Annotated in this window: 17 protein-coding genes; 2 read left to right on the forward strand and 15 right to left on the reverse strand. The window is 46.4% G+C overall.

Annotated features, from left to right (window positions below):
• Window positions 1–27 precede the first annotated feature (27 nt).
• The 11 genes from A3844_RS08930 to A3844_RS08980 all read right to left on the reverse strand — a co-directional run bounded on the left by A3844_RS08930 (window position 28) and on the right by A3844_RS08980 (window position 15,240).
• Complete coding sequence (locus A3844_RS08930) at window positions 28–903, reverse strand: formylglycine-generating enzyme family protein (protein ID WP_074107208.1); 876 nt, start codon at window positions 901–903, stop codon at window positions 28–30.
• An 88-nt stretch (window positions 904–991) separates the two neighbouring features.
• Window positions 992–1,624 carry a glycoside hydrolase family 11 protein gene (locus A3844_RS08935; protein WP_074107209.1) on the reverse strand — a complete coding sequence of 211 codons (633 nt, stop codon included), beginning with the start codon at window positions 1,622–1,624 and terminating at the stop codon, window positions 992–994.
• Between the two features lie 301 nt (window positions 1,625–1,925).
• The gene (locus A3844_RS08940) at window positions 1,926–5,294 is read right to left on the reverse strand and encodes a HEAT repeat domain-containing protein (RefSeq protein ID WP_074107210.1); all 3,369 of its coding nucleotides are present in this window, start codon (window positions 5,292–5,294) and stop codon (window positions 1,926–1,928) included.
• Window positions 5,295–5,334: 40 nt separating this feature from the next.
• Entirely contained in the window at window positions 5,335–7,431 is a 2,097-nt protein-coding gene (locus A3844_RS08945; RefSeq protein WP_074107211.1) for a CAP domain-containing protein, read from the reverse strand.
• Window positions 7,432–7,595: 164 nt separating this feature from the next.
• Window positions 7,596–8,534, reverse strand: coding sequence for a phosphotransferase (locus A3844_RS08950; protein ID WP_074107212.1), 939 nt, complete (start codon window positions 8,532–8,534; stop codon window positions 7,596–7,598).
• Between the two features lie 54 nt (window positions 8,535–8,588).
• Window positions 8,589–9,515 carry a serine hydrolase domain-containing protein gene (locus A3844_RS08955; RefSeq protein WP_074107213.1) on the reverse strand — a complete coding sequence of 309 codons (927 nt, stop codon included), beginning with the start codon at window positions 9,513–9,515 and terminating at the stop codon, window positions 8,589–8,591.
• Between the two features lie 23 nt (window positions 9,516–9,538).
• Window positions 9,539–10,621, reverse strand: coding sequence for a nucleotidyltransferase domain-containing protein (locus tag A3844_RS08960; protein ID WP_074107214.1), 1,083 nt, complete (start codon window positions 10,619–10,621; stop codon window positions 9,539–9,541).
• Between the two features lie 88 nt (window positions 10,622–10,709).
• A complete protein-coding gene (locus A3844_RS08965) occupies window positions 10,710–12,443 on the reverse strand; it encodes a S41 family peptidase (protein WP_074107215.1) in 1,734 nt (577 codons plus the stop codon).
• A 73-nt stretch (window positions 12,444–12,516) separates the two neighbouring features.
• Window positions 12,517–13,902, reverse strand: a complete 1,386-nt coding sequence (locus A3844_RS08970) for a sensor histidine kinase (RefSeq protein WP_074107216.1) — start codon at window positions 13,900–13,902, stop codon at window positions 12,517–12,519.
• Entirely contained in the window at window positions 13,899–14,579 is a 681-nt protein-coding gene (locus A3844_RS08975; RefSeq protein WP_074102441.1) for a response regulator transcription factor, read from the reverse strand. Before A3844_RS08975 ends, A3844_RS08970 begins: the two co-directional genes overlap by 4 nt.
• Window positions 14,580–14,613: 34 nt before the next feature.
• Complete coding sequence (locus A3844_RS08980) at window positions 14,614–15,240, reverse strand: type 1 glutamine amidotransferase family protein (protein WP_074107217.1); 627 nt, start codon at window positions 15,238–15,240, stop codon at window positions 14,614–14,616.
• A gap of 264 nt (window positions 15,241–15,504) precedes the next feature.
• On the opposite strand from A3844_RS08980, the gene A3844_RS08985 reads away from it, so the two are divergent.
• A complete protein-coding gene (locus A3844_RS08985) occupies window positions 15,505–16,023 on the forward strand; it encodes a GNAT family N-acetyltransferase (protein WP_244169732.1) in 519 nt (172 codons plus the stop codon).
• A gap of 51 nt (window positions 16,024–16,074) precedes the next feature.
• Here A3844_RS08985 and gnpA read toward each other — a convergent pair whose 3' ends face one another.
• On the reverse strand, window positions 16,075–18,240 hold the full coding sequence (gene gnpA, locus A3844_RS08990; RefSeq protein WP_074107218.1) for a 1,3-beta-galactosyl-N-acetylhexosamine phosphorylase: 2,166 nt from the start codon (window positions 18,238–18,240) through the stop codon (window positions 16,075–16,077).
• Window positions 18,241–18,251: 11 nt separating this feature from the next.
• A complete protein-coding gene (locus tag A3844_RS08995) occupies window positions 18,252–19,271 on the reverse strand; it encodes a glycoside hydrolase family 88/105 protein (RefSeq protein ID WP_074107219.1) in 1,020 nt (339 codons plus the stop codon).
• Between the two features lie 160 nt (window positions 19,272–19,431).
• Between A3844_RS08995 and A3844_RS09000 the strand changes: the two genes are divergently transcribed.
• A complete protein-coding gene (locus tag A3844_RS09000; protein WP_074107220.1) occupies window positions 19,432–20,373 on the forward strand; it encodes an AraC family transcriptional regulator in 942 nt (313 codons plus the stop codon).
• 6 nt (window positions 20,374–20,379) lie between these two features.
• On the opposite strand, the gene A3844_RS09005 is transcribed toward A3844_RS09000, so the two are convergent.
• A complete protein-coding gene (locus tag A3844_RS09005) occupies window positions 20,380–21,627 on the reverse strand; it encodes an MFS transporter (protein WP_074102684.1) in 1,248 nt (415 codons plus the stop codon).
• Window positions 21,628–21,717: 90 nt separating this feature from the next.
• Window positions 21,718–22,884, reverse strand: coding sequence for a DUF4317 domain-containing protein (locus A3844_RS09010; protein WP_074084316.1), 1,167 nt, complete (start codon window positions 22,882–22,884; stop codon window positions 21,718–21,720).
• Window positions 22,885–23,119: the final 235 nt, after the last annotated feature.

The following is a 23,119-nucleotide window of genomic DNA, read 5'->3' on the forward strand; positions in this document are numbered from 1 at the left end:
AACTAACCCGGCAAGCCTTTTTCCCGGTCACTTACTGCGAAACACGCGAAAGCCCTGATCAGGGCCTATGCCACTAGCCTCGAACTTCCCCTGAAAAGTTAACTCGCTGCTGCTGACATCGCCCACCCAACCGCCGCCTTTTAGAACCCGGTAGGAGCCGCTGTTATTACTATTCAAGTCTCCGTACCAGTCCCAGCACCATTCTCTGACATTGCCCGACATATCATAGAGTCCCAGCTCGTTGGGCTTTTTGTTACCGACGGCCTTGGTTTGATTATGATTATTTTCTATCACCGGCCAGTTCCAATCACCCGATAAGTATTGATCTCCGGTGTTTCTCCAATACCATGCCACTTCATCTGCATTATTGCTGCCGCTGTATGTATAGCTCTTGCTCATCCGGCCTCCGCTGGCAGCATATTCCCACTCGATCTCTGTCGGCAACCGGTAACCATTAGCTCCTGCATTGACCGTCACTGTCCATTTGACATTATCGATATCACTCTTATTATTCGGGTCCATTGTATTCTTGTCTATATTGTAATAGGGTTCTAAGCCCTCTTGTATACTCCTTTTATTACAGTACTCCACAGCGTCATACCAGCTTACCCTCTCTACCGGCAAATTGTTGCCTCTAAAAGCTGACGGATTATTCCCCATGACCTCAGACCACTCTTTTTGAGTGACCTCATATTTCCCGACATAAAAGTCTGTTAGAGTTACATTCTTCCCGTAGTAGCTGGACTTAGTATTCATAAAGGTCCCGCCTTGAACCCATATAAAGTTTTCCGGTTTTTCCTGCGGATTGTCAGGATTCCCCTGCGACTTGTCAGGCTGTTCTTGCGAACAAGCACTAAATACAATCATAATCATCACTAAAAGGATACTGGATAGCTTTCTCATGGATTCAGCCCTTTCACTCCATATTGTAAAATGAATACCGCCGGCCGTGAGACCGGCAGGACTCACCTATCAGTAGATTAAAAGACTGTTACCACACCGTTACGTTAGAGCTCCCGCTGCTCTGGTATCCCTCTGTCGCCAACACCTGGTAAGCCCAGCTGCTGCCCAGATTCATTCCTTTACTCTTCCAGGCATTAACGTGGTTGCTAAATGTTATAGCGGCGTTGCTGCCCGTTGCCCGCTTAGACTGTCTTACACTCCAGAACTGGGTGAATGTCTGGTAGCCGTCAATGGAAGGCGCATTGGTTCGCAGAGTCGTATAGATGTCATAAGTGCCCCCATCACTGGTCACAGTGCCTTTATACGTTCCAGTAGGTCTATATGTGCCCCAGCTATCAACAACGTAATATTCGATGAGTGAGTTTCTCGTCCACCCGTAGAGAGTCAAATATCCATTACCGTTAGGTGCCCAGACACCAGCATTATAGTTAATGGTCCGGTTGGGAGATCCGGTAGTCCAGCCTTTGCCGATCACGAAATTGCCGGTATTGGACCAATTAACACTGTAGTTTCCGCCAGATCCGTTCACAGCATTTACTGTTCCACCGCCATCGGTCCAATTTTGCCAGTAGTCTGTATCTGCACTGGCAGTTGCTGCAAACAGGCCTGTCATTGAAACGGCCATCACTAACGTCAAGATTTTCTTGTTAAACTTAAACATGATTGTACCTCCCATATTTTCTGATTTGTATTCCGTACTTAAATCCACTAGATTATCACTCTAAGTAAATCACTCCCTCTCATTGGTGAGCCATCCCCAGCTAAAAAATGTATCTAATATATGCAAGACAAGCTACGTCTTGTATATGTAAATTATAGGAAGTAAGCGCATACATTTCAAATTACCAAATTCAAGATTTACCCCCTGTTTTTTTCACTAATTTTTGGAAAGTCATCCATATTCGTTTGTCTTCTAACGCAAAAAGCCGCCCCCTTAAAGGGACGGCTAGGCATTTGGGGAACTAATCCAGCGCTGTCCAAATGTTAAGCGCATGTGAGCGAACCGCAATGTTCGTGTGATTTCTGTACAGCCTCAGACGGTCTGCACACTCCGGACTCCACAATAGGGCACTTCCGGAAACTTCGAGCACAGACAGCCCAATATATTGAGACTCGTATCTATTACCTTCAGCTCCTAGCAGATCTACTATTTCCAATAGGGTTTCCGGATTCCAATAATCCCTACTGTCATTTAAATAATATGCGACCTGCTGATAAGCATCCCTTAACAGCTGTGGCTGATTTGAAATACAGTTAACCATCCGGTTGAGATAAGCGGCGGATTCCTCCACGACATTCCAGTCTATGGCTGCTATATATAATTTCATCACCAGCTGCTGCAAGGTCTCATCCAATGCCAGAACATCAATAATATCCATATACAAAGGAATCAGGTTTACACGTGTGATCTTCGGCAATGACGTCAGCTGGTCTGCAAATCTCAGGAGACGCTGCCGATGAGGCAAATCTCTTGTAGCAGTTGCATTCCATTTCTCACTTATCACTGCACTGGCCAGATTCCGATAAACACTGATTACCACCTCATTGACCTTCCCATCACGGCAGGTTTCGATCAGGGTGTTCATGGCAAATTCCCACCTGATGCTATCCTCCAAATCCGTAATCGCCCGGGCCGTAGCAGCTGCAATGATTTCTTCATTTCCACTTATCCACTGCATCATACAACTGAATGCATACCTGCCAACAAACGCATCCGAATGACCTGAGATTTCAATGATTAATGCTAAGTAGCGCGGTCTATAGTCTAGCGGAAGATCATGAGGCTGTTGAGCTAATAAACTTCTCACGATGTCACTTTCTGCTGAAGAAGCCATTGCCTTTAATATAGTCCAGCCGCGTTCATCATCCAAAAGCTGTCTCGCTGCATGACCTATGGATATCATTACATCCTTGTGTACATTTGTTTTTGCGAACTCATCCATCAATAGCAGGATGCTGTCACTGCTTCTATAGGCACCCAGTAACCGGATGGCCTCTTTTCTGACTGTGATTTTCAGCTGATCCCGGTTCAACAGCTCTTTAAGCATTGCAGTCAGTAACACCGGATTGACCCTGCGGATACATCTGGGTATGGAGTACATGGCTACACGGGCCCGGTCCCCATCCAGATGCTCCAGCAGAACAGGAAGCGCCTTTTCCGGCTCTTCCAGGAGTGAAAGGGCATGAAGTGCAGCTTCTGCTACGGTTACCTCTTCATCCTGCACAAGCTTCAGTAAGGGACCCGGGCCAAGATCTGGCATACTTGCCATGATCCTAATGACGCTTGAACGTTCGGTCAGGCTGCGCTTGGCATCGTAGGCGACTTTTGTGAATAAGGAGCTTAATGATTGTTGCTGCCTTGGCAGCCACCTGTTAAACCCTCCAGCAGCCGGCAGAAGATAAATCGTTTTCCCCGATAAAAACCTGCCTTTGATCGCAGCCCCCGAAATAAAGGGGTCCAGCCACTCTTGACGTTTCCGGTGCAGATGGAGGAATACTTCATAGACTGTAATGAACGATTTATCCAAAGCCAGTAACTCTTTCACTCTTTCATCACGCGTGGTATGCGGGGCAAGCCAATGTCTGGCCGCTTGTATAGCTGTGGAATCTGTTTTTGCTCCCGTGGCTTCCTTTAGCAGATTCTGAAGTCTGCTGATGCCGTAACCCCGTTTGCCGAATGAATTGGCCAGGCTAATTACCAGATTGTAGTCTTCTCTCCGGTTGGCTTGCACAGCTAATGGATAAATGGCGTCGAAGATGCTCCCTTCAATCCCCCGAGGTACATTCTTCTCTAAGGATGGAAGTGAGAGCTGACCACTCTGCTTGCCCAGTTTCCGGATCGTATCGACAGCGAATTGGAACAGCTCACCCTGAGGATTGAAAGCATGATGCCGCAGAATTGCAAATGCCAGCTGTTGGACGCAGTACTTTGTACCATATGAAGTATCTCTCGCATCTATAACACTATCAACGAGCAAGGTAAGCTCTTGGACATGGGCATCCGCGAACACAGACGCAGGACTATCCGACAGCTCTTTGAACACTGCGCCCCTGACAGGGTCCTGGTCATTTTTGATCCGGCTGAGGAACAGCAGCGTCTCATCCATGCCCTGTCTCGATAGAACCGTACTCCTGATCAGCTGCATAAGCGCCGTAGCGCGTTCGTCTGCATTCGATACCTGTGTGGCTTGTTCAAGCTTCTCTCTGGAATATTGAATAGAACGGCAAGCGGTAATTCGAATCGTCCGGTCCCGGTCATCCTTGATTTCACGAAGTCCCAGCATCCGGGCAGCTTCCTTGTCACGCAACGTATGCGGCAATACATACAGTAATCCTTCCGGAAAAATACGCTCTTGGCGTCTATCCTCTGCATACACCGCATCAAAAATCACTTTGCGGCTGGAAGGGGGCATATGATGGAGCAGCTTCGCTATTTGCATAGGACGATCTGCTAGTAACTTAGCCAATTCAATCCATTGATCGATGGATAAATAATTTCTTCTTATTAGAATCTCAACAGGTACACCATGAGCAAGCAGATCGCTGCGCGATTCGTTTCTTGTAAGCAGTCTATACACCGCATCAGGATGGATTCGAACTAAAATGCCGAGTTGTTTTTTCAGCACAGGATGTATGGTCCCCAGGGGTCCATGATTCATAGCACATTCTAAAAGCAAATCCGCCTTGGAATGCCCCAAAATTTCGATAGCCGATGAGAATCTCCACCACACATATCCCTTTTCCCTGGGGGGTGTGCTCTCCAAAGTGGTTCTGAAATACTCTGCAACCACGTCTAGATGACGACTAGCCAGCTTGCGCCAATTATGAATGACATATCCAATGTCCATTAGCCATTTGCAAACCGTTTCCTTATAACATGCAGATAGCAATAGGGACGCCTCTTCCGCTCCCCACCCGGCATATACAAAAGGCAATAACCGTTCCGCCAATTCCTGACGATTGATCAATGAAACACAGCGCAGCAGCTTCCGGCGGCAATCATGCGATAGGTTAGGAAGCTCGCGTTCAATATCCAGGTCTGAACCCACTTTGGCCAAAAGCCCCGCCGCCGTATTTCGGACACTTGCCACAGGATGCCGGAGGGCTGACAACACAACCTTGGCATCTCGAGTGACATCCGCACCGGCTAATGCAAGCTGTGCCTCATAGGCACCCCCCTCCAGTAAAGAAGACAGCAATTCGGAGTACTCCGTGGAGCCATTATGATCACGGCCTAGAATGGCTACTGTATGGATTCTGTCTGAATATTTGAGTGCATCCAGTTCTTTAAGCAAGCTCTTTTTATCCATGGGATTTTTTTTGAAAATCATATGCCGCCTCCTCCATTTGTTCTCGTTTCATTCAACTGGATTAACTGGAATATTGGTTCTCATTCATGGTGTTATACTGTATATCTAAATAGTAACTGCCTTCGGGAGTTTCCAAATATAGATTCAAAGAGGCTTGTTCGTAGGGACCAGAATCTACTTTGAACTTTCCTTCACTGTCTAAGGTTACAGTCACGTCTTCTATCTGTTTAGGATGCTTCCCCCCTGTTTGTACACGCACTTTGAGGCTTTGGCTGGCGAATCGGGTGAACTTCCCTTCAACAGTCAGCGTATGATCTTCATGGAAATCTGCAAAGAGGGTTTGATTGGTGAACATATCCGGCTTAACGTACACTACCTTTGGGGGAAGCTCTGTTAAAACTGAAGTTGGTGTTGCACCCGTCGGCCGCCCCCGTAATTCAGTAAGCTTGGGCCGCAAATATTGAAGGATCTGAGCAGCCTCTGCACGGGTAATCCCCTTATCCCCCTGATACCCTGACAAGGACAGCTCCGTAACCCCCCTCACATAATCCTTCCCTAACACGAACTTCACAGCATCATAGTTTTTCAAATTCAGCCCATCAGCTGCAGCTATAATCTCAGCGATCTTTAGCCGGGTAATTCGACTGTCCCTTGCGGGCAGTTTGGATAACCCATCCAGCGGGAAATTCCGGTCCTTGGCGATCAGGTATGCGGCATCTGCCCAATGCTTTATTTTGACTGGCTGATAAGCTTCAATGTTAACATTGTATGCTTTTAGGAGCATGGTCCAGAATTCAGCTTCGCTTACTGCTGCATCGGGTTTAAAGAGTCCCTTTCCAGCTTCGGTCATGATGCCTGCTTTCAGTGCCCATTCAATGGCCGGGAACGCCTTGTTCCCGGCAATATCCGTCAATTTGCCCGGGTCGGCAGCAGGATAGATCTTTGATTTTAATTTTGGATATACTTTCACTTTAAGCTGTGAAGATAGGGCACCTAAGGAAGCTGTGATGGTGTAATCCCCTGATTTAACACCCATTATAGCTCCCATGGAAGATACACTTAGACCATTAGTCCGGTTAACGGAATATTTAACCTCATCGCCCAAGAGCACATCCTTTGTTCCATCATCATAGTTGCCTTCCATTTGAAGCTGAAATGGTCCGCCTTCATTGATCACGATTTCTTTATAGGTTGGAACCAGCTGTGTTAGGACATGACCTTTTCCGGTGGTGAAAGACCATACTTTCGTCTGGGTATCCAAAGAGCCTTCTACTTGATATTCCAGGGATACGGTGTACTTGTGATTCCCTTTTAATACCGACTTGGGATATATAAAAAGAGTATCATCGTCTTTAAATTCTTCATAATAAGGAACCTCCGTTCCTTTCTCATCAGTAAGTGCCGTTTGGTGCGAGATCATATCCTTATCTGTAGCTGCAGAAATAATATAACCCGAGTACTTGGCGTCAAATTGTTCAAGTGGATTCGGTATTTCACTTCCGTAGAACCCAACAGGTACGTTGGTCTGCTGATTGTAAGGGTATACGGAGATCCCTCCAGCTACAGGCTGTGTTTTTCCAGGACCGCCGGCATCCAACACGGCAGTACCGTTAACCAGGCCAATTCCAATCTCTGTATAGCGGGGGTCCAGTATAATGTCACGGTGATAGGCTGTATCGAGCCACCCTTGAATAGCTGCTTTACTGCTCTTTTGTTGGAAGTGCATGACCTCTCCAGATGCATAGCCCTGCGATCCCGACGCCCAACCCGCCGCCTTCATCCGCGCTATTACCGACTGGCCCGTATAGCCGGGCTTTCCCGATATTTCGGAGTGAGCACTCAGGCCTGGAAGATCCGCTTGATTGTTATTGTAAAATTCAGCATGCGAGATTGCCGCCTTAGTAATCGCTGCATTCAGTTGAACGGGAGGAATCCCCGCCCGGGTTCTCACCTCGTTGAGGAATTGCAGACCTTCCAGCTGATCTGCGGTATACCCGGTCCCCTCACTGGCTGGATCTGCTGCGGCAATATTGCCTGCTGCACTAAATAACCCTGTACTTACAATTCCGAATACCAGTACGAAGAGGACAGTATAATGGATGAAGCGCATACGAGGACTGCGAACTACCTGATTTCGTTTTTTTCCGACAAATAACATGATAATCCCCCTTTTTTCTGAAGTTACCTATTCGACGTTTTTCAATATTTTTCCTCTATATGAGCAGAGGTCTCCTACTCCAGCAAAGTAAAAACGCAAAAATAAAGACACTGGGGGATGTAATTCCCGAGCGTCAGTCAATGGACGAACTGCGTTGACGATGTTTATGAAGTAGCCATGTTCAAGTATTTTTGTAGACCATCCTTTGCACTTGGGCTACTTGTCCACGCCCCCAAATTCCAAGTCATAAAACGTAGGCCGAGATACCTCGAAGCAATCGCATACAACGGTTCAAATCGGTCAACAGGGATCTCTAATCCAAGCGAAGCCAACACATCCTGATATGCTCTCGCTTGTTTCAATTCAAATCTTAATGGGATGTCTAAGAAAAAGGACCCATACCTGGCTTCCTCCCAATCAATGAAAAAAACATCATCATTATTGTGCACCAATACATTTCCGGGATTAAGGTCATTATGGATTAACGTGTGCGAATGTTCATCGTTCAACACCACTTCAATGTCATTAACTATACTGCCAGACACAGCTTCGACTTCAGGAATATACTGACCGAAAGTCTCCATAAACTGTTCATTATGTTTAGCTTCTTCCCATACAGGTTTCCATCGCCCGTAGATCATTTGTTCGATATGGTCATGATTAGCTAAGGGAAGCCACGATAACGCCTCTCTTGATCCGTGATTCATTTTGTGAATATAAGCCAAGGCATGCATTTCTTTTTTTTGAAGCATCTCGAAATTAAGGCTTTGGTAATTAGTCTTATAATCCACATCCTGAATACATAGAAGGGCCCGGTCATCTGAATCGAGGTCATGTGTTCTACTGTAGGGTACGTTAGCTGACTGTAAAAATAATCGGTGGAGGATTCGGCGTTCCGTTGGATTCGCCATCTTCGTGATCAAAGAAATGTATTCTTTGGTGCCTTGGTCATCAATAAGAACTTTATGCCGGGATAGGCCGACCGCTTGATATCCTGTATTTAGCAGGGTGCTTTCCATTTCAAGAACAATTGCCGTATTGGAAATGAATTGCTTCGTCGATTCCTGTATTAACTCTAAAATTTCGTTATCTTCGAGCTTCATATCCACCCTCCCAATCCATATCCAACCGGTCAGCATCTGATCAACCTGCTTGATCTATAGCTTATCAATTAGAGTATTCCAGGTCAGCTCAAGAACCCCTGTCATGTTGTGTGGTTCATTTGAAATATAGGTAACAACGGCATTCTTATCTGGAAGCATGACAACATATTGACCATATAAACCGTCCATTCGATATGAATTAGGATAGGAGTTCATCCAGATGTGATATCCATATCCCTGCTGATGGTCAGCGGTTGCAAAGTCCGGGGTGAAATCTTTGGTTTGAATTTGGACAGATGTTGCCTGTTTGATATAACTTGAAGGAATAAGCTGCTTCCCTTGCCAGACCCCTTGATCAAGAATTAATTGCCCGAATCTGGATAATTGCTCTGCCGTTAAATATAATCCTGCAAATCCCTGCGGAATTCCCTTTGGACAGGTATCCCATTTAGGTTTCGGTATATCCAATTGCTGAAATATTCTTTTATCTAAGTAATCATCTAAGTTAGTCCCTGTGGTCTTGCTTATTATTTTTGAAAGCATGTACGTTGCAGAGTTGTTATATGTAAAATGAGTCCCAGGCTCAAAGATAACCGGTTCTTCAAAGAACAACTGAGAAATATCCCAACTTGTATCGCTTCCCCAATCCGCTTTAGCCACTGGGCATTCTGCGTGTCCAGTTCCCATGCACAGCAAATCATGGATAGTCATCTTTATTAAAAATTCATTTAAATATACATTTGGAATATCAGGAAAAAAATCAATAACAGGGTCATTCATTTTGAAGTAACCCTCACTGATAGCAATCCCGACTGCCATTGAAGTAAACGTTTTACTTACTGACCACAAAGGAGCAGGCTTTTCTTCTTCAAAATCATGTTTCGCTATGATCTGCCCCTCTTGCCTAACCAGGACATTTAGCACCTGAAGATTTTGACTTTTTACGGACACTATCAAATCATTCAGCAATTTATTATTCATTGTAATCATCTCCAAGTTATTTCCTACAGCTTCATATATTGGTTATATAATTGCTCAAAGGTGTCGTATCGCTCGACCGTTCTCCCTACCCTGTTGTATTCTTCCAGATATTCATCCATGGCCTGCAGGAACTGATCTTTAAATAAATTAAGATGATCTGAATCAAAATACTGCATTAACTCAAACTTTTTTGTCCCTCTCGTTTCTGTCATTTCATCAAGAAAATTTTGTGTACTCATTGCTGTAAGATAGGCATAGGATTTATCACCTAATTCCACACTTACTATAATCTTATTGCGAAGGTTACACCATAACTCCTCATAGGTACCAGCCAGATTATCATAGCTCGGGACAGGTTGCACTACGAAATCCTTATCCATTTTATGATATAAATCATTCATGCTCTTAAGAATGTTATAGGATGCACTTCTGATTTCCCGGGGAGTCTTCGCATCTATCACAGCCATATATATCAATTCAAAATCACCAGGAATATAACGGTATGTACCTATTTCCTCCAGATATCTCTTAAGCCCCCGTTTGAAATAGGTATTGTTCAAATTCGTTAGAGCATTTACCAAATTGAATAAAACTCCACATGAAGCATACCTTATTGCTCCTAAATCTTCAGATAGCAATGTATTCGTATATTCCTGTTTTGCTACGTCTAAGTACTTTTTCGCTCTACGGATACATTCTTTCCCTATGGGCTTGGCTAAAGCATCGAGTGCTTTCTGTTTATATAGGTTTAACTTATCCATGTATTCGGGTTTTGCACAATATAATATCTGTAAATCTACCAGATGTGAAATCATGGGACTCTCGAGATTCGCTTCATCCTCTATTCTTGTTTCCCACGGCGTACAATAGATGTCATATCCAACATCCTCCAGGATAAAACAAGAAGAGATCCCCCAGCCCCGGTCCGTGTTATTGATTATAATTAGATCAAGGTCGCTTTTTTCATGAAAATCTCCGGTACTAAAAGAACCTGTAAGCCCAATGATTGCAATATCCTCAGGAAAATCTCTCTTCGCACGTTCAATAACCATGTTAATCAGTTTTTCATTTTTAATTAAAATCTTCTGTCTATTCCCATCATCCATGTTCCATGTCCCCTCTCAGTCAGGTCCAACGATTGATTGTATTGTATCAACCTGCCTGAATAAGGGGTATCCCGACTTTATCTATAAATCAATCTATACCAAAGGCTACGGGATGCAACTCCCGGGCAGCTTTGGACTGATTCATCAGCTCCTGGTAAGCATAATTCAATTCCACGTCCTGCCCTTCGATAAATTTCATTTTAAAGGTCTGCTCGTTCATGGGAACTGTAATGTCGGGAATCGCTCCTCCTTGTCCGTGTTCATCGCTATCCCCTTGAATCTTTTGGTCTTGATTAAGGGACCTGCCATCCGGGAACTGTACGACATATCCTCCCGGCATCTTCATCTCTATAGGAGCGGATACGACACCGAACGAACCATTCGTAGGCGTAAAGCCGATAATCTTGACATTCGGCATTCCTTTTAAGAACAGAGGTAATCCTTCCCCCGAGCTCGCGGTGTTATGATTAATAAGGACAGCTATTTTCCCTGAAAAGTAAACCCGCGAAGGTTGAACGGTTCTGGTCTCGGCACGGTTGATCTCGAAGCGTCCTGTGTTCCGGTTGTAGTAACTGACGTATTCAAAGATCCTTTTCCCGTTCACGAAATGTCCTGCCATTTGGGCAACCAGGTCATCATCCCCGCCCGGATTATTCCGTAGATCAATGATTATTCCCTTTACATGTTTCTCCTGAAACTCTTTTATTGTATCTTCCAGCACTTTCGCGGGATCAGATTGCGTTGTACCCGGAAGGAAATATCTGATTTTTATATAACCGTAATTCTCCTTAAGGATCTGACCCTCCACTGGCGGATCTTCTTTCTTCAGCTTTACCTTTGTTTTCTTCAAGGTTTCGTACTGATCGTCATAAGCTGTAAGCGTTGCAGTTCTGGCCGCCGGATTGTCCAGATTCTGAAATTTGACTTGGATGTCTTGGCCGACCGGGGCCCTTGCTAAGAACCGTCCTTGATTCTGAATCCGTACTCCTTCCGTTGCCGGCGGGTTCTCACTCCAGAACGTCTGGTCCAATGCCTTGTGAACATCTTTTCCATCCCATGTAATAATTTCGGCTCCGAGCTTGATGCCGCATTTGTCAGCCGGGCTGCCCGGTACCAGCAAGCTAACCAACACCTTGCCGTTATCCAATTGAGTCACGCTGATTCCGACTCCGCCGCCAGCTTCTTTCTTAAAAGTGCTATTCCCGTCATACAGATGTTCATTCACAATTTGGATATGACCGTCACGGAAAGAAAAGAGGTAATCCCTTAAAGTTTTATAGTAGAGGTTGGAATCTTGGTTGATCTCTGCTTGGAGGATTAAAGGCTCGTATTTATTCCGCTTAGCTTCCCAATCGACTTTTTTCCAGTCTCCGAAAGGATATTCGGCGGATAATCTTTCGTTCATCGCAATGAAGGCTTGGGTATAGCTCTTATGGCTAAAATCGCTCACTGGATTATATCGGACCTCGCCCGCAATGGTTAATGCCAATAGCGTTGGGAGGGACCCGAGGACGAAAACGATAACCATGAAGGTCCGAAACTTCGGGGATGTGGGTTTAACGGACGGTTTAAAGATTCTTCTAACGGTGAATAAGAAAAGTATGGCCGTTGAGGAGTAAATCAACAGAGCCAGTATAGAGGCATCACCACAGATAAGACTAATAACCGCAATGATTACGCCCGCGCCGGGAATAAAATAAAACCACCGGTTATTTTTGAGAAAAACATACCCCAGCAAGACAAACAAGTACAACGCGCACAAAATCATTTCCCAGCCCGTTAACCATTTCAATGAATCGAAAATATTTAGTATAAAGCTCATCGTTCATATTCCTCCAATCGGTTCAATGGGTTTCGTAGTGAGCTTATTGGAGAAATATGAACGGAGCGTGAACTTAAAGAACAGAATTAGAAGGAGAGATAACGGGAAGTGTGACGGTGAACGTTGTGCCCACCCCGACCGTACTCTTCACCTCTATGCTTCCATGATGGAGCGCAACGATCTTGTGGGAGATGGCAAGGCCAAGACCATTGCCGCTCCGGTCTTCAGCCCGCGACTTGTCCACTTTGTAGAAGCGCTCAAAAATAGAGCTGATCTCCTCCGGCGCAATGCCGATCCCGGAATCGCTTACTGCTACAGCGATCTCATTAGGATGGGGCCGGCTGATCACGATGAAGACCTGTCCGGCGGAAGGTGTGAACTTGATGGCATTCCCGAGCAAATTCATCCACACTTGATTGAGTTGATCCTTATCGGCCGTTATTCGGACTGCAGCCCCTGAGGGAGACTCCATATCGACGCGGATGTTTTTGGCCGACCACTGGGGCTCGCAAGAGACAATCACCCGCCGCATCTGCTCATCCAGGGTATAGGATTCCGCCTTGAACGGATGATGCTCCGATTCGAGGGAAGCCAGCTTCAGCAGATTGTCGCTTAGTCTGGATAACCTGTCACTCTCCGTAACGATAATATCCAAGTAGCGAACGCGTTCATCCTCCCCGATAACAAGATTGCCATCCTTCAGCGCCTTCGCAAAACCAGAGATGGAGGTTAACGGAGACTGGATTTCATGAGACACGTTTGATACAAAATCCTGCCGCATCCGCTCCATTTGTCTGATATCCCGGGCCATATCGTTAATGCTCCGCGAGAGGGTTCCCAGTTCGTCTCCGCGGTTTATTTTCAGCTCAACCTCGAAGTCGCCTTTGGCCAGCCGCTTAGTCGCATCCGTCATCGCTTGGAGAGGCTTCACCACGTATCTGCCGGCAACGAGAATGCCCAAGCTTCCGATCGCGAGCATGAGAAGCAGGATGGTAAAGAACAAACGGATGAGCGCGCCTTCGTTCTTAGAAGAGCTCTGTAAAAATAAGGCATAATGTTTCCCTTCAGATAAAAATGGAAGGCCGACAAACGTTCCGTTATCTTTTCCCTGTGAACGGTACAGCTCTCCCTGCAGCACCTTGCGCACAGATTCCGGGTTAATCTTGCCGGCCTTCCTGCCCTTGGTCGGTACATAGGAGTTCACCCCGCCATTACCGTCGTACAGCTGAAGGGTATAGGAAACCAATTCGGCCATATTATCCATTAATATATCCAAATCCGGAGGATTCGTCTGTTCATACACGCGTATGATACGATTGCCGGCCGCGATCATATCGTTCTTCCCTGTAGCGTTCAGAGTCTTCTGGAATAGAGCAAGGGAGATTAACAAGGATGAGACCAAGCTGATGACGATGACGGCAAGAAAAGTCAGCACGACGCGGACATATAATGTTTTCACCCTGGATTCACCGCCAGACGATAGCCTACACTTCGTGCCGTTTCAATGCGGAAATGGCGGGCATCCCCGGCAAAACGTTCCCGCAGCCGCTTGATATGAACATCGACAGTCCGGTCGTCTCCTTCGTAATCCATGCCCCAGATCTGGGTGATCAGCTGCTCCCGCGTGAAGATCTGCCCCGGGTGGCCGGCAAGCATGAATAACAGTTCGAATTCCTTTAGAGGCAAAGTTAATTCCTGGTCTCCCCGCATGACCTTATACGTTTTCCGGTTCAGTACGATATCCCCCAGAGGGATGACCTGAGAAGAGGCAATCCGGGAGCGCCTCAGTAATGCCTTAACCCTCATCACAAGCTCCGCCGGATCGAACGGCTTCGTCATATAATCGTCGGTCCCGAGCTGGAAGCCTTTGATCTTTTGACCCGATTCACCCTTGGCCGTTACCATCAGGAGCGGAATATCAGGATCACTTGTCCGAATCGCCTGGCATAACTCCCATCCGTCCATATGCGGCATCATAATATCGAGGATAACCAGATCGATTCCTGAACCTTTGATGATGGCATGCGCATCGATGCCATTGTCCGCCTCAGCCAGATCGAACCCTTCATTCTTCAAGTAAAGGCAGATCAAGGCGCGAATATGCGGATCGTCGTCCACGATAAGAATTTTGACCATATAAACAATCCTCCAACCTTTTGTATTCGTAACTTCATTGAACTGATTCCATCAGCTCATAGAAATACTGGGAATCGTGAGTCTTATTAAGACTATACCAGGCATCTAATGTTTTTGAAGAAAACACATCCAGAGCTTTCAAGATATGTGCTGCAAATTCCAAAGGAGCTATTCCAGAAGACGTGATCAGTTTTCCATCGGTTACAGTGGACTCCTCTTTATAATACTGTTCGCCCGTATAAGCGGGACAGATCATTTTAAGATATCCCAGATCATTGCTTGTATGACAGCGTGAATTCAGCAGTCCAGTTTGGGCTAGTCCTATTGTAGCACCGCAAATGGCTGCAACCAGTACCCCTTCCTGTAAACACCTCTCAACCATTTTTAAGATGGGGTGGTGAATGGACTCTGTCCATGTATTTCCACCGGGTAAAATTAATGCATCTGTACTTTCAATGCTGCACTCATCCAGTTGGAGGTCAGGCAATATTCTCAATCCGCCCATTGTAGTTACAAGAGTCTTTTCAATTCCCACGGTAACTATTTTGGATGGGGAGAGTCCCTTTCTGTAATATCTTCCCGAGTTCAGTTCGGAAGTTACATAACCTATTTCCCAGTCTGCCATGGTGTCAAATACATAAAGATATACCGTGCTACTCATTTGTAAATCCTCCCAATATATTCTCAAGTGATAACCAATCATCAACAGCGATCAATTATTATCCCTATTATAAAACGGCTTGACTGACAACTACTGTCAGTCAAGCCGTTTTATTTAATCATATATTATTTAGCCAATGAATATACATAATCCATTTGATCATAGCAGATGTTACACTAGGAAATGGAATAAAATTCTACCTTTGAAAGGATTGATTTACATGGGGATGTCCAACATATTATTTTAGAAACAAGTAGACTCTTAATGAGACGTTACAAAGAAGAGGACGCAGAATCCATATTTCAAGTAGTTAGCCAACATGAAATTGCTGAGACTACGATTAAGCTTCCACACCCTTATCCAAGACAGACTGTTGATTGGTGGATAAACTTTGTAAATGAGAATTTCGATAATGGTTTGGCATACGAGTTCGGTTTATTCAAAAAGAATACAAACGATTATATTGGAAATTGTGGATTAGTCAGTGTCTCAAAAGAACATAACAACGGTGAATTAGGTTTTTTTATTCAACCTGATTATTGGAATACGGGCTTTGCCACAGAAGCTTGCCAAGCTTTGATTGAGTTCGGTTTCAATGGATTAGGTCTTGAAAGAATACATGGAAGATGCATGGCCAAAAACATTGGTTCTAAGAGAGTAATGGAAAAGTCGGGCTTGATGGTTGAAGGGTTAGCCAAACATGAAGTTTTAAAATGGGGTATATACGAAGACATTTGGCACTTAGGTTTAGTTCGCTCTGAGTGGTTAAATCGTAAAACATAAATAAAGAAACGGAGGGGCGAAAGCCCCTCTTTTACTATTTTCGCAGCGATTCTATTTACCGCCTATAGTTAGGATAACCGTGTCATACGGAGCTAATTCCATGGTGTGTTCTCCATCCTCCGTATGGATCGTAGTCCTTTGCAGCTGGCTGCTATTGTTCATCACAACGAGCTTCTTACTCTCCGGATAATAAGCACACTCTGTATATAAGTTATCCGTAAGGTACTTTGTCTCCTGCAGCTCATTGCCTGCATAGCGAAGCAGATTCAGCAGCAATCGTGTATTTTCCCAGCTGAATTCGAAAGAAGGAAGATAGATTCCCTTACCTTTACCGAAGGCATGAGTGGATAGGGTTATGCTTCCGCTTGCTTCATCCATCACTGTAGCGGTCCCGTCGGTAAGATAAATGTTAGGCTTAGGTGTTAGGCTGGCCCCTTCAGGCACCAATCCCTCCTCCGCCTTCACCTCATAGGTCCATCGGCCATGTGCTACTCTTGAGCCTGTGTCCTCATCCAGACCGAGAACATGTGCCATTCTGAAAAAGCTGTCGTACCCGTTGACCGCCGAAGGCTGGTTAATACCAATAAAGGTACCGCCCTCATACACCCACTGGGTCAGGACGTCCACGCACTTGCTGTCTCTCCAGCAGTCCCCGCCGCTCCAGGCTGAACCGGCAGAGCCCGCATTGATCACTACATCACAATTTTGCAGCTTCCCCTGGCGGATATCCTCAAAATCTATGAACTGTACATCTACCGGCAATCCGGATAAGGCCTCATTGATATGAATCAGATCATGCATGAACGTTTCATGAAAATGGCCGGACAGCGTCCACGATCTCAACTTGCCCCAAGCATGCAGAATAGCTACCTTCGTCTTGATCTGATACGGCTTGCCCTGTTGATGCAGCTCTTGAATCTCCCGGAATTCACCCGCAATCTTCTCGATATAATCACAGAAATCCGGGTATGGCTCTACCAGATGCAGGTATCCGCCTAGTCCAATCCGGTCGACCGGCTCGCGCAGGAGGGCCCGCCGGATATGAATCCAGTATTTCTTGGCATCCAGTGTAGGGTCCCCGCCCTCCATAAAGGTAGGCGCTCCACCTAAACCAACCGGGAATAGATACGGATGCAGACGGATCTCATGCGTATCCACTTTTACCCCGGCACACAGCCTTGCCTCATAGCCTGAGAACACGCATTTAATCATCCCGTCCAAGCCAAACTCCGGAAAACGGTCGTTGTACGGCTCCATGCCCACCCAGCTGTCATCATAAAAGACATACGCCAGCTTGCCGTGCTTATGCACAAGGTCAATCAATTGTTTGCCAAATCCGATGACAAAATCATTGATAAAAGCCATATAATCGAGCTTGCGCTGCTCAGCCGGGATATGACTGACGCGGTATTTCCCGCCATTCACAAAATCCTCAGCCGACAGCGAATAGCCATATCTCTCAGCAAATAGATCAAGCGCTCTTGCACTTACTGTGAAGTCATATGAACCCCAGTCCGAGAACAGATGGCGATTGCGCTCACTGCTGCCCCAGATCCAGGCGAAATTATAAAAAAGCGAAGTGAACCGGACAACCGTTGTTTCCTTATGCTGCAGACACCAGTCTTCCATCCAGTCCAGCAGATACTTTTGCGTGTCTGCATACATGGGATCAACCTGCATCAAATGCTCTTTATCCCAATGATTCGTGGTGTGATTGTACATGGAAATCTCTTCCCAGATCCGGTAGGCCATGAAGCTGACCGTGTATTTATGCCAAGGCGCAATTCCGGTAAGGACCACGTTCCCCGCTTCCCGTTCATAATTCCACTGTTCTCTGGGAACCTCCTCCCCGGTCGTCCGGTCAACAACCTGCCAATACTTAAATGCCTCTTTGGAATCATTCACTCTGAATTGTTCAGCAAAAAAGTCCTCCATCAGATAGATGGATACATACCCCTGCACCGCTACCTTCGGATTCGTAATGAGAAAGCACTGCTGCAGCTTATCCGGATTGCGCGAAGCCCACACATTATGATCCCTAATGATACAGAGGGTAGAATAGATGCCGTATCCTGCGTGGATAATCTCATCGGACAACTTCGTGCCGTCACTGTCACGGATGACATCGGCACCCCACCGTTCAGCGAGTTCCAGGGTCAGCGCCTCATAACCGGATTCTCCCGGCAGCGTAAAGGCTCCCGCTCTATGTTTGGACAACGTGTTCCCTCCTATTGAAGCATATCGGACAGAAAAGCGAGTGCTAAGCCTTGTCCCCAGCCCTGAATCCAGTCTTTGGGAATGTTGCGGTACCCTTCCCGGTCCTTCATCACTGCGGTTCCGCCCGATACGCCCAGTACCCGTCCATCTTCGCTGATATGGTCCAGAATGCCTTTCAGGGCCTTTTGCACATATTTGGTATGCAGCGGATTGCCGTTACCCACCATCGCCGCCGCAATCCCGCAGGATGCAGATACTTCTTCATAGGATTCCCCGTCATCCAGTACCGTCCGCCACAAGCCGTTCTCCGTCTGTACCAGCTTCAGCGCGGCCAGCTGATCACGCAGCGAACATTCCACGTCCATACACTGCGGATACAGATACCAGTCATTGAGCAAAGGTTTGACCTGAGACATGGTATAGGCACCCCAGGCATTCGCTCTCCCCCAATACAATCCGGACATGTGATCCTGCTTCACATTATTGTAGCCATGGAACCAGAACCCGGTGCTGGGGTCTTGCAGGTATTTGATGTGCCAGTAATATTGATTCAGGGCATCCTGGATCATCGCCTGGTCCTTCAGTTTGCTTCCCACCCGCAGCAGGAAAAAAGCCGCCATGAACAGCGTGTCCGCCCAAGCCTGCTCCGGAAAATCATTCGATACGGATACCGTATGCTGCAGCACATGATCTCCGAACCTTAGCGCACGATTCTGGAGATAATCCACCTTGCTCATCACAATATCCCAATATTTCTGGTTGCCCGTCTCTTCATACAAGGTGATCAGCATATGGCCCATGGCACAGGTGTTCACCGTCCAGTCCGGCAGGCCAAGCTCGATATATTCATCCACCCACTGGATCAGCATGTTCAGATAATCCTTATTGCCTGTGGTCTGATAAGCTCTGGACACCCCATAATACGCCACCCCACAAGGCCATTCCCACGTTAAATCCATGGCCAGGGTTTTTCGGGTCACTTTGTCGATAATGCGTAGAATTTCTTCCTTGTCATACGTTAATTTATCCATCTTAATCCCCTCTCTTGTCGAACACTTCATATCCGTCCATATGCGTGCAAGCGCTTTACAGACTCTATTGTAAGCAGTAAAATGGTCTACATCTAAGCATATTCGCAGTAAAAGTGTGCAGTTTCGACCATTTATTGTTAGGGAGAAGGAGCAACCACAGATGCCCAGAAAAAAGAAACCCGTCATCGAGTACCGCCACTACAGCCTGCCGATCCATTTTCCTATCCTGCTGCTGAGCGGAGACCGCTGGAGGATTTCCGATATCAAATCTGAGCATTTGCATTTCCATAACCATTTGGAGATTGGTATCTGTTATTCAGACAGCGGCATCATGGAGATCAAAGGAGAAGCCGTCCCCTTTAAAGCCGGTGATGTGACCTTTCTCCCCCGGTATCTTCCCCATACGACGTACAGTTCACCGGGTGAAGCCAGTCTGTGGTCTTATCTTTTTTTCTCCCCGGAGGATCTGTTCCAGCATTCCTTCAAAAGTGCCTACAGCAGCTTCGAACCGAATCTGTGGCGGGTGCAGGGGAAGAACTGTATTTTGAACAAGGCGCAGTATCCCAAGGTCTATTCCCTAGCCACATCCGTCGTCGAGGAATTGAAGCAGCAGAACCCCTACTATCAGGAAAGTGCCTACGGCTTGTTGTTATCGCTGTATATCGAACTCCTTAGAATTCATTCCACGAATGAAACGCTGGCGGAACTAGACACAGAGCATAGCCTGAAGGGTGATTTTATCATTTCCCCGGCTCTGGAATATATCACCACAAACTACATGACCCCCATGACCATCGATTTCCTGGCAGATCTGTGCCACCTGAGCACCACGCATTTCCGCAGAAAATTCCATGAGATCATGGGCACCGCCCCTCTCGAGTTCCTGAGCAGTACCCGGATTGAAGAAGCCTGCAAGCAGCTAAAGAGCACGGAAGATTCCATTCTCTCCATCTCCGAACAAGTGGGATTTCACTCTATTTCCAGCTTCAACCGCTCTTTCTCCAGGCTAATGGGGGTGTCACCCAAGGAATGGCGTAAAGCTGCACAATCCGAGGCGCATTCTGCGAAGGCGTCTATTCTGGAGTTCACGGGATGGGTGTAATCCGGCTCACGGTTTGTGAAGTACTCCAGGCTCCTGCTTCGGCAGAGTGATAAAGATGACAAATCCAATGATAAATAACGGGATCACCGATAGAATACTAAGGCTGGCATTGCCCGTTAAGGTAGTTGTCAAAGACATGAGCGCAGGACCGATGATCGCCGCGAATTTGCCAAAGATATTGTAAAAGCCAAAGAATTCATTGGATTTTTCCTTAGGGATAATCTTCGCATAATAGGACCGGCTGAGCGCCTGAATGCCGCCCTGGGCTGAACCAATTAACGCCCCAAGAATAAAAATATGCCAGACGGAAGTGATAAAGAAAGCCGCGATACAGGCAATGATATAGGTGAATATCCCCACAATAATCATCGTCCGGGCGGAGTAGGTTTTGGCCAGGTTGCCATAGAGGATAGCACAGGGAAAAGCAATAATCTGGATCACCAGCAGAATGCCAAGCAAGGAAAACGTGTCTAAGGCATCAGCGCCCAGAACGGACGTCGCATAAGGCACTACCATTTTAATAATCGTATCTACCCCGTCAATATAGAAAAAGTAAGCAAGCAAGAAAACAAAGACCATTTTGTGCTGTCTGATATTCCTGAAGGTGCTAGCCAGTCTTCTGAAGCTGCGGATCACCGGTCTGGGCTCAGGCTCAATATAGTGTCTTTGCTTCACATCCCTGATCATGGGTATGGTCAACAGCCCCCACCAAAGGGCCGTAATAATGAATCCAATCTGATAACCGGTGGCCTTATCCATCCCCAGAGCAAGAATCAAGAGCAGGCTGATCCCAAAAGGAATAACGCTGGAAATATAGCCAAAAGCAAACCCCCGGGTCGATACCTTATCCATCCGCTCATCCTTCGTAACATCCACCAGAAAAGAGTCATAGAAAATGTTAGCTCCGGCAAAACCGATGGCTGACAGGATATAGAATACAATTAATAGCTGCCACTGTCCGCTAGCAGGTGCGACGAAGGCCAGCGAAGCGGTAGCCAACACCCCGATCATAGTAAAAAACACGAAGAAACGCTTCTTCGTGTCCTTGTAATCAGCGATCGTCCCTAATACCGGGCTGAGGATCGCCACCAGAATACTTGCGATGGAATTAAAATACCCCAGATCCATGCTGCTGCTCACATTCCTAAACATACCAAATACTATGGGCAAAAGCGCCGTGGTCACCGCCATCGAATACGCCGAATTGCCGCAGTCATACAGAATCCATGATTTCTCTTCTTTGCTAAGCTTCATCCAACATCCACCTCTTATCACTAGTTAATTACTGTTATATCATGTGATCATATGAGGCATGTTAAGCGGATGTAAAATCACCTATTCTAACTACAACGTCTCCGTACTGAGCGTAAATCCTTCGATCACGACATCCTCGTCCACCTCGATCATGATGCAGCGTTTCCCTTGATAGTTCACCTGCTTCACATATCTCAGGTCCTGCGGGCTGATGGAAATGGTAGCTACCTTAGTTTCGATCTTGATCGATTTGGTAGTGAATTTCGGAATCACACTGCTCGCCTTCATTTCATAGTTCTTATCGTCGATGATGGTTTCGAATGCCCGCTCCACCTTTTCCGCCGTCACGTTCTCAACACCGCTTCCCGCCAGGACACGTTCCACGTCTTTGTAATCCAGCTTAGGTGGCTCTTCTTCCCCTGCGCCATCTTCAATGACCTGCTGAATCTGCTCATATACCTGGGCAAGGGTGGTCGTATCGAGCAGTTCACCCGCTACTTCCTTCACGATGTCCTCAAAGTAAGACCGTTCCTCGAGCGCCGTTACAGAGGTCTCCGCATTCAAGACCTGCTCAATGAACCGAGGGTCCGGAAAATTAGATTTTCCCGTACAATATAGAATGCGGTTCACATCCGAATAGTTGTCCGTCACACTCGGATAAAAGAAACCCTGCTCCGGCGTACTGAGCTTAACAATCGGATCGACGATAATATTGTACTTGAATTCCCGCTCCACATAATCGAACATGAGGTTCTTGCGCTGTTGCTCCGTGGAATTCACGCTGCACAGAATGAACGGATGCGCGAACATCTCGTTCTTCTCGCTCTCTTCGGCTTCATCATTTCTGGCCTTAGTCGGCCGGTAATACTGCCCGCGCACAAAAGTGACCACCATGTCTTTTTCATACTTGGCATCTACCAGCATTTTGTCCACCAGCAGCATCATCAGGTCCTGCCATTCTTCAGGATCACCTGTCACCAGGCCTTGGTGAAGCATGACCCGCGCCGGATCCTCTGCGTCCTCCTGAAACTTCAACTCGAACAGCTTATGGTCCAGATCACCGGTCAGCAATTTTTTGAAATTGCCCATATAGAGCTCCTGCTTCTCTCTGTCCACAAGGCCAAACGGCAGGCGCTCCCAATGATAAATCTCGTTCGTCTCCTTCATAATATACACGTTAAGAATATCATGGAGGTTCAGCAAATCATGATCCAGCTTAAACTGCTTGCGTATGTGTGCAACTTCTTTTTTATTCATAATGGGTTAGGCAGCTCCTTAGATGTGTTCTGACTTTTACTAGTATAAAGGATTAGAGCGGAATTTTCCTATGTTAACTTGGACTTTGAAAAGCTGCCGGGCCGCGTTCTTGCCGCATACTGTCTGCCGGCTCTTGATATGTATAGATATAGTGGGATTAACAGAGGTATGTTCCCCTCCGGAAACAAAAGCAAAAAAGCGGGTTCAGACTGGGTCTGAATCCGCTTTTTTGCTG

It is taken from the genome of Paenibacillus helianthi, assembly GCF_001909055.1.
Taxonomy (GTDB): domain Bacteria; phylum Bacillota; class Bacilli; order Paenibacillales; family Paenibacillaceae; genus Paenibacillus_AQ; species Paenibacillus_AQ helianthi.